The organism is Saccharopolyspora sp., assembly GCF_017434145.1.
Lineage (GTDB): Bacteria > Actinomycetota > Actinomycetes > Mycobacteriales > Pseudonocardiaceae > Saccharopolyspora_C > Saccharopolyspora_C galaxeae.
The window spans coordinates 1-5,842 of sequence record NZ_JAFRFW010000452.1; the positions used below are offsets into that span (position 1 = coordinate 1).

Annotated in this window: 6 protein-coding genes; 5 read left to right on the top strand and 1 reads right to left on the bottom strand. The window is 67.3% G+C overall.

All coding sequences use genetic code 11. The features are described from left to right. The 5 genes from IJH84_RS12485 to IJH84_RS12505 all read left to right on the top strand — a co-directional run. On the top strand, positions 1-651 hold a 651-nt coding region (locus tag IJH84_RS12485), incomplete at its 5' end, for a Dyp-type peroxidase (RefSeq protein ID WP_295144336.1). A gap of 292 nt (positions 652-943) precedes the next feature. Beyond that, complete coding sequence (locus IJH84_RS12490) at positions 944-1,726, top strand: cation:proton antiporter (RefSeq protein ID WP_200072800.1); 783 nt, start codon at positions 944-946, stop codon at positions 1,724-1,726. A 208-nt stretch (positions 1,727-1,934) separates the two neighbouring features. Beyond that, entirely contained in the window at positions 1,935-3,209 is a 1,275-nt protein-coding gene (locus IJH84_RS12495) for an ATP-binding protein (RefSeq protein ID WP_200072799.1), read from the top strand. Between the two features lie 123 nt (positions 3,210-3,332). Then, complete coding sequence (locus IJH84_RS12500; RefSeq protein WP_295144340.1) at positions 3,333-3,623, top strand: hypothetical protein; 291 nt, start codon at positions 3,333-3,335, stop codon at positions 3,621-3,623. A 152-nt stretch (positions 3,624-3,775) separates the two neighbouring features. Then, positions 3,776-4,231, top strand: a complete 456-nt coding sequence (locus IJH84_RS12505) for a CBS domain-containing protein (protein WP_295144343.1) — start codon at positions 3,776-3,778, stop codon at positions 4,229-4,231. Between the two features lie 61 nt (positions 4,232-4,292). Here the strand turns inward: IJH84_RS12505 and IJH84_RS12510 are convergent. Beyond that, positions 4,293-5,842 (bottom strand): HAD-IC family P-type ATPase (locus IJH84_RS12510; RefSeq protein WP_295144345.1); only part of this gene is annotated, 1,550 nt, incomplete at its 5' end.

Sequence of the window (5,842 nt, forward strand, 5' to 3'; positions counted from 1 at the left end):
GCCGCACAGGTAATGGCTCGGCTGCGCGGCTCGGCCACGGTGGTCGACGAGGTGCACGGGTTCAAGTACTGGGATCAACGCGACTTGCTCGGCTTCGTCGACGGCACTGAGAACCCGAGCGGTGGGGCGGCTCGAGCGGCGGTGACGGTCACCGCCGAGCAGGACCCCGCGTTCGAGGGATCGAGTTACGTCGTCGTGCAGAAGTACCTGCACGACACCGGCGCCTGGAATGCGTTGTCGACCGAGGAGCAGGAACGGGTGATCGGGCGTACGAAGCTCGACGACATCGAGCTTGACGATGCCGCGAAGCCCCCGAACTCGCACATCGCTGTCAACACGGTCAACGGTCCGGACGGCGAGGAACTGCAGATCGTGCGCGACAACATGCCCTTCGGACGAGTCGGATCGAGCGAGTTCGGCACCTACTTCATCGGGTACGCGAGTGACCCGGCGGTCATCGAAACGATGCTGGACAAAATGTTCGTCGGCTCCGGGCCCGGAACGCACGACCGAATCCTGGACTTCTCCACGGCGGTCACCGGGTCGTTGTTCGTCGTGCCGACCGCCGATTTCCTCGCTGATCAGCCTCCGGTGCCGGAAGCCCGGCCCACGAACGAAGCCGACACGTCGTTGACGATCGGGGGTGCTTGACCGGCGCAGGTGCGTGAGCCCGGAGATCGGCCGAGTGCTCGTCCGCCATGGGGCGGCGAACCTGGGCAACGCGGGTTCGAGCACCGGCGGGGACGGCGAGGTCTCCTGCGGCGTACTCCGGATGCGGAGGCGTGGTCCGCGGCGGACCTTTTCCGCGTGCGCGGCCACCTCGATGCGGAGGCATTAACATGCTCGGTGAGATCGGCTTCGTGCTTGCGCTCGTCGGGGTCGTGGTGCTGGTCGGCAAGATCAGCGGACGGAACGCAGCTGCCGGGCCGCGGTCCTGCTCACGGTGATCGGCCTCGTGTACGCCGCGCTACCGGGACCGAAGTTGCGGCTCGAGCCGGAAGTCGTGCTCGACGTGGTGCTGCCGCCGCTGCTCTACCACGCTGCGCTCAGCTCCAGCCTGTTGGCGGTGAGAAGCCGTCTCCGCGCTGTCATCAGCCTGTCGGTGCTGCTCGTGCTCGCAACGGCGTTCGCGGTGGGCGGGCTGGTGGCGTGGCTGGTGCCTGCGGTTCCGCTGGCCGCGGCGGTCGCGCTGGGAGCGGCGGTTGCGCCTCCGGACCCCGTCGCCTCGCTCGCGGTGGGACGGCGCGCGCGGCTGCCCGCGCGGTTGTCGACGTTGATCGAAGGCGAAGGTCTGCTCAACGACGCGACGGCGCTCACGGTGTACCAAGTCGCGGTAGCCGTCGCCGTCGGTGGTCAGTTCTCCTTCGGCGCTGCCACGGGCAGCTTCCTGCTGGCCGCACTGGGCGGACTGTCGGTCGGTGCGGCGGTGGCGTGGCTGGTGCGACTGTCCCGGCTGTTGCTCACCGACCCGCTGTCGGTCAACGTGATCTCGTTGGCGACCCCGTTCGCCGCCTACGTCCTAGCTGAGCTGTGCCGGACGTCGGGGCTCCTTGCCGTGGTCGTGGCCGGTCTGGTCATCGGGCACCAGAACCCGCGGCTGCAGACCGGCGCTAGCCGCCGGCGGCACGGCGACCGAGCGTGCCCCGGGCGTCGCGCAAGAGTGCGCAGACCCGGTGCAGCAATGATTTCCGTTGATAGATTCGAGTTATCGGAGCATCGAAAGTAGCTTTTGGACGCACTGGTCGAGATGTGTTGCACTTCGTTTCAGCAGAAGTTGCCCGTGCTGAGCATTCGATCGTTTCAAGGGATTTTCGACCGCCCGCTGCGCCCGCTACGAACCGGTCGTGGGCGCCGGTATCGGAACGGGCGCAGCGGCAACGGGTCGTGGAGGCGTTTTACTCGACGCCGCTGCCCGAGCGACGAGGAGGTGTGCTGTGCCGTCGTGGCGAGTGCGCGATTTCCATGGTGATGACCTGGACCAGGCGATCCACATCTGGGATCAGAGCCGGGAAGGCACCGAACCGGTGTTCTCGGCTGCCGAGGTGGTCTCGATCGCGCAGGCCGGGCATCCGGCGATGGTCGCGGTCGTGCAGCAGGACGTCGTCGGCATGGCGGCGGCCAAGGTGGAGGGCGAGCGGGCGTGGCTGGCGCTGTTCGCCCTCGACGCGCGGTGGCGCAACCGGGGCATCGGCAGCGCGCTGCTGGCTGAACTCGAAAAGCGGCTGCGCGCGCACGGGGTGCATCGCATCGCCAGCTTGGTGCCCGAAGGAGCCGCCGGGTCCAAGGCGATGATCAACTCGGGCTACCGGCCGCGCACCGACCTGACCTACTTCGAAAAGGTGGAGGAGCTCGACCCAGCCGACTTCGACGTGCTGGAACACCTCGGCGGCGGCCTTCTCCCACCCGGCCGGTGGGACGCGCTGGCCGGGATGCGGCGGGAGAAGGACGTCATCGAACGCCGGGTCGTGCTGCCGATCGCCCATCCGGGACCGGCGGAACGGCACGGTGTGCTGCCCCCGAAAGCCATCGTCCTGTTCGGACCTCCGGGTACCGGCAAGACCAGCTTCGCCAAGGCGGTCGCTTCCCGGCTGAACTGGCCGTTTGTGGAATTGTTCCCGTCCCGCTTGGCCGCTTCCTCACCGGACGGGTTGGCGGCTTCGCTGCGGGAGATCTTCGCGCAGCTGGAGGAGCTCGACGACCTCGTCCTGTTCATCGACGAGGTCGAAGAGATCGCTGGTACGCGTTCTGGCCCGGCAGCGGGTCCGGCCCATGGGGTGACCAATGAGTTGCTCAAGCTCATCCCGGGTTTCCGCGAACACGACCACCGCCTGCTGGTCTGCGCCACGAACTCCGTGAGCTCGTTGGATCACGCTTTCCTGCGGCCCGGCAGGTTCGACTACATCATCCCGGTCGGGCCACCGGATCCTCCCGCGCGGCGAGCGATCTGGTCGCGCTATCTCGGACCGGCGCGGGACAACGTCGACCTGGATCTGCTGGTGCAACGAACGGAACTGTTCACACCGGCCGACATCGAGTTCGCCGCGCGCCAGGGCGCCCAAGCCGCGTTCGAGCGCGACGTGCTGGAACACAGCGGTGAACTCGCTGTCACCGCGGACTACCTGCAAGCGATCGCCGACGCCCGCCCGACGCTGAGCGCCGATGCCATCGCGACGTTTGAGCAGGATATCGACGCATATACCCGGCTGTAGGACGGCTGATCACGTGACGAAGTTGATCGTGCCGGCGATGGAAGAAATACGAACCTGCGCGGGTGGCATCTTCGGTTTTTCGGGCGCTGCTACTGGAAAAGTAGGCATCAATGGTGGGTGCAGGTGGCTGAAATGCGTTACCTTCGTTTGATCCTGGTGCTGCCCACGGGAGTGGCCCTCACGATTGCAATTGGCGCGCTGGTCCTACCGGGCGGGCAAGCGTCGGAATGGGTTCAGGTCGGATTGGGTGGCCTGTTCGTTGTGCTGATGCGGATGAAACACCGTCTCGATCAGAAGGTGCGGAATCTGAAATCGCATCTGCAGGACGTCGTAGTGCGTTGTTCAGAAGGCACCGCGCTACCGGCGCACCCTGGTCGTGACATTGGTCGGGTCGAGGTCGGGAGTCGTCATTAGGTCGGTGACATGCTGGCTTCGACGTGGTTCGATCGCGACAGCTCGGTGTTGAATTATCGCGATCCGGCAGCTGCGTGCTACGCCGAGTACCTTGCACGTGTGTGTGGACGCCGTAGATTGGGCAGCGTGGAGTCGCTGGAGCATTCGTCATCATGAGTCGCGCGGGCATTCAGTGCGTTGGCGGTGGCGTGACGGTGGCTGATGCGATGTTGCATGCACCCAAGGTGTGCGGTTCGGCGACGACGGTTGCTCAGGCGCGCGAGATTTTTGAAGACGACCACGTGCACGCGGTGCTGGTCGTCGACGGTGGTCGGCTGCTGGCTGTGGTGGAGCGGCCGGACATCAGCTCGATGTCTCCGCAGGTTCCGGCCTGGTTGAGCGGGCGGTTGCAGGGGCGGGTCGTTCGTCCTGATGCTGATCTGGACGTTGCCTGGAGCGTGATGACCGCGAATCAGCGTCGGCGCCTGGCCGTCATCGATGATCAAGGCATGTTGCGTGGGTTGCTGTGTCTGAAACGCACGGGTCTCGGCTTCTGTTCCGATGCGGATGTCGAAGCACGTGCCAGCGAGCGTCGCGCGAATGCGACTGCCCTGCGGGCGGACCGGTAGTGCGCGCGTTTTCGCTGTGGTCGGGCCTGTTGTCTGCGCCGATCCGGTTCGTTGCGCTGTGCTAAATCACGACACTGGCGAGGGTGGCCGCGGTGGCGGACGCTAGCGCGGTGGCCCAGCCGTGTGGCCACAGTGGAGTGGAACCGAAGAAGGTGCTGACGCCCGGGGTCTGCACGGCGAGGGCCAAGGCTGCCGTGGACGCGAGTGCCGCGGCGGCTACGAGGGGGGTTCGACCTCGTAGCGCCAAGGTTTGGCCGAGCTGTGCGCCGATCAGTGCCACCAGCGCGACTGTGGCGGCGTGCCGGGCGGTGCCGGTCGCGCGGCCAGCGAACCATGCCGCGCTCGCCGCGGCCGCGGTGATCGTCCCGCGCCGGTAGATGTCGTGGGTCAACGCGGTACCCAGTGACGATTCCGGTCCTTCGGCGAGCAGCATTTCGGCCGTGATCTCCGGTGGTGGCCGCACCGCGATGGCCATCGAGGGGAGCACGTCGGTGAGCACGTTGACCAGCAGGAGCTGCCGCGCGTTGATGCCCCCGCTGGGACTGATCAACCCGGTGATCACGCTGTAGCCGATCTCGCCCAGGTTGCCGCCCAGCAGAATCGCCAGTGCGTCCCGGACGGAGATCCACATCGATCGGCCTTCGACGACGGCGTCGAGGATGGTCTCGATGCGGTCGTCGGTGATCACCACGTCGGCGGCTTCTCGGGCTGCCGGGGTGGCGTGCTTGCCGAGCGCGAGTCCGATGTCGGCCAGCCGGATCGCCGGCGCGTCGTTGGCGCCGTCGCCGGTCACAGCAGTGACCAGACCGTTGTCCTGATAGGCGCGCACGATCCGGGCTTTCTGCTCGTGCGTGACCCGCGCGAAAGCCGCCACGTTGCGGACGATCCCGGACAATTGCTCGTCATCGAGTTCGTCGAGATCGGGGCCGGTCAGTACTCGGTTCCCGTTGAGCACGCCCAGTTCGTCGGCGATGGCATCGGCGGTGCTGGGATGGTCGCCGGTCACCATGGCGATGTGGATTCCCGCGTGCTGCAGTTGTGCGACCGAGGCGGCTGCGGTCGGGCGCACGGTGTCGGCCAGCGCGAGCACGCCGACCAGCTGCAGGCCGCGGATCCGCTCGTCGTCGAGGTCGCTGCGGTCGGAGGCGGCGCGCTCGGCCACGGCCAGCACGCGGTAGCCCCGTTGCGCCCAGCGGTCCATTTCTTCGATGAGCGCGGTCCGGTCGTTCTCGTCGAGCTCGGTCGCGGTGTACTCGGTGCGCCGGTGCGTGCATCGCTCGAGGACGATCTCGGGAGCGCCTTTGACGGTGACGAGCTGTCCGCGGCTGCCCGCGCTGCCGAGAACGGCGTGGTAGGAGCGGGAGGGCTCGAACGGGAGCTCCTCTCGCCGGTGCCAGCCGGCTAGTCCTTCGGTGGCCTTGACGCCGATCTTCTCCGCGCCCTCGACGACCGCCTGATCGGTGGGGTGCGCCAGGTCTGCGGCGTCGGCCGTGGAGGGGCTCGCGCGCAACGCGGCGCCCAGCACGCGCCGCTGCGAGTCGTCGAGTTCGTCCAGCGGTGCGCTGCTGGTGCCGTCGGAGACGCGCCGCAACGAGATGCGTCCCTCGGTGA

Coding starts and splice junctions, on each gene's coding strand:
- IJH84_RS12505 (WP_295144343.1), top strand. CDS start 3,776: ATGAGTCGCGCGGGCATTCAGTGCGTTGGCGGTGGCGTGACGGTGGCT.